Origin of the sequence: Achromobacter sp. JUb104, from assembly GCF_024806975.1 — a bacterium.
Lineage (GTDB): Bacteria > Pseudomonadota > Gammaproteobacteria > Burkholderiales > Burkholderiaceae_B > Achromobacter > Achromobacter spanius.
The window spans coordinates 1-3,094 of the sequence record NZ_JANUEY010000007.1 but is presented as its reverse complement, the minus strand read 5'-3'; the positions used below and the strand labels follow the sequence as shown (position 1 = coordinate 3,094).

Sequence of the window (3,094 nt, the reverse complement as noted above, 5' to 3'; positions counted from 1 at the left end):
GACGGTGCAGCCAGATTTTGTATTGAACGACACTTGGAACGCTATATCACCAGGTCAATAACCATCAGTGTTATAGGATCAAGCCTCACGAGCAATTAGTATCGGTTAGCTTAACGCATTACTGCGCTTCCACACCCGACCTATCAACGTCCTGGTCTCGAACGACTCTTTAGGGGGATCAAGTCCCCGGGATACCTAATCTTCAGACGAGTTTCCCGCTTAGATGCCTTCAGCGGTTATCTCTTCCGTACTTAGCTACCCGGCAATGCCATTGGCATGACAACCGGTACACCAGAGGTACGTCCACTCCGGTCCTCTCGTACTAGGAGCAGGCTCCGTCAAGTATCCAACGCCCACGGCAGATAGGGACCAAACTGTCTCACGACGTTTTAAACCCAGCTCACGTACCTCTTTAAATGGCGAACAGCCATACCCTTGGGACCGGCTACAGCCCCAGGATGAGATGAGCCGACATCGAGGTGCCAAACACCGCCGTCGATATGAACTCTTGGGCGGTATCAGCCTGTTATCCCCAGAGTACCTTTTATCCGTTGAGCGATGGCCCTTCCATTCAGAACCACCGGATCACTATGTCCTGCTTTCGCACCTGTTCGACTTGTCAGTCTCACAGTCAAGCACGCTTATGCCATTGCACTATCAGCACGATTTCCGACCGTACCTAGCGTACCTTCGAACTCCTCCGTTACACTTTGGGAGGAGACCGCCCCAGTCAAACTGCCCACCATGCACTGTCCCCGATCCGGATAACGGACCAAGGTTAGAACCGCAAACAAACCAGGGTGGTATTTCAAGGATGGCTCCACGTGATCTAGCGACCACGCTTCAAAGCCTCCCACCTATCCTACACAGGCCGGTTCACAGATCAATGCAAAGCTACAGTAAAGGTTCATGGGGTCTTTCCGTCTAGCCGCGGGTAGATTGCATCATCACAAACACTTCAACTTCGCTGAGTCTCAGGAGGAGACAGTGTGGCCATCGTTACGCCATTCGTGCAGGTCGGAACTTACCCGACAAGGAATTTCGCTACCTTAGGACCGTTATAGTTACGGCCGCCGTTTACCGGGGCTTCGATCAAGAGCTTGCACCCCATCACTTAACCTTCCGGCACCGGGCAGGCGTCACACCCTATACGTCGACTTTCGTCTTTGCAGAGTGCTGTGTTTTTAATAAACAGTCGCAGCCACCGATTCTCTGCGACCCCATCATGCTAAGCGCGCAGGCGCTTCACACTACCGGGGTATACCTTCTCCCGAAGTTACGGTATCAATTTGCCGAGTTCCTTCTCCTGAGTTCTCTCAAGCGCCTTGGAATATTCATCCCGTCCACCTGTGTCGGTTTGCGGTACGGTCTCGTACAGCTGAAGCTTAGAGGCTTTTCTTGGAACCACTTCCAATCACTTCGCAAGCAATGCTCGCTCGTGCCATACCCTTGATTTACGCGCCCGGATTTGCCTAAGCGCCATCTTCGATACAGCAACAGGGACATCCAACACCCTGATGATCTTCCGCGATCCGTCCCCCCATCGCACTGTACGACGGTACTGGAATATTAACCAGTTTCCCATCAGCTACGCATCTCTGCCTCGCCTTAGGGGCCGACTCACCCTGCGCCGATGAACGTTGCGCAGGAAACCTTGGACTTACGGCGAGGGGGCTTTTCACCCCCTTTATCGCTACTCATGTCAGCATTCGCACTTCTGATACCTCCAGCAGCCTTTACAAGCCACCTTCGCAGGCTTACAGAACGCTCTCCTACCGCGTGCACTAAAAGTGCACACCCGCAGCTTCGGTTTATCGCTTAGCCCCGTTACATCTTCCGCGCAGGACGACTCGATCAGTGAGCTATTACGCTTTCTTTAAAGGATGGCTGCTTCTAAGCCAACCTCCTGACTGTCTATGCCTTCCCACTTCGTTTCCCACTTAGCGATAATTCGGGACCTTAGCTGGCGGTCTGGGTTGTTTCCCTCTTGAGTCCGGACGTTAGCACCCGGTGCTCTGTCTCCCAAGCTGTACTTGCGGGTATTCGGAGTTTGCCATAGTTTGGTAAGTCGCCATGACCCCCTAGCTATAACAGTGCTCTACCCCCCGCAGTAATACTTGAGGCACTACCTAAATAGTTTTCGGAGAGAACCAGCTATTTCCAGATTTGTTTAGCCTTTCACCCCTATCCACAGCTCATCCCCTAATTTTTCAACATTAGTGGGTTCGGTCCTCCAGCACGTGTTACCGTGCCTTCAACCTGGCCATGGATAGATCATCTGGTTTCGGGTCTACACCCAGCGACTGAATCGCCCTATTCGGACTCGCTTTCGCTACGGCTTCCCTATTCGGTTAACCTTGCCACTGAATGTAAGTCGCTGACCCATTATACAAAAGGTACGCAGTCACCCCACAAGGAGGCTCCTACTGTTTGTATGCATACGGTTTCAGGATCTATTTCACTCCCCTTCCGGGGTTCTTTTCGCCTTTCCCTCACGGTACTGGTTCACTATCGGTCGATCACGAGTATTTAGCCTTGGAGGATGGTCCCCCCATCTTCAAACAGGATTTCACGTGTCCCGCCCTACTTGTCTTACGCTTAGTTCCACACACAAGATTTCATCTACAGGGCTATCACCTGCTACGGCCGGACTTTCCATTCCGTTCGACTATCTTGCGTGCTAAAACGTAAAGGCTCTTCCGATTTCGCTCGCCACTACTTTCGGAATCTCGGTTGATTTCTTTTCCTCGAGCTACTGAGATGTTTCAGTTCACCCGGTTCGCTTCCACTAGCCTATGTATTCAGCTAGGGATACTGCATTGCTGCAGTGGGTTTCCCCATTCGGACATCTACGGATCAAAGCTTGTTTGCCAGCTCCCCGTAGCTTTTCGCAGGCTACTACGTCCTTCATCGCCTGTGATCGCCAAGGCATCCACCATATGCACTTAGTCGCTTGATCCTATAACGCTGTAGGCTATAGGACCTGAGTATTAGCGTTTGTGCCGTTCATAAGTTTCAAAGCAGTCTGAGGTTATTCACCTCAGTCTTGAGAACTTGGAACAAAATAATGCAATCACAACCCGTACTTATTTTC

General features: G+C 51.6%; 1 rRNA gene. It reads right to left on the bottom strand.

Annotated features, from left to right (window positions below):
• Positions 1-74: 74 nt before the first annotated feature.
• Positions 75-2,959 (bottom strand): 23S ribosomal RNA (locus tag M2361_RS28965).
• Positions 2,960-3,094: the final 135 nt, after the last annotated feature.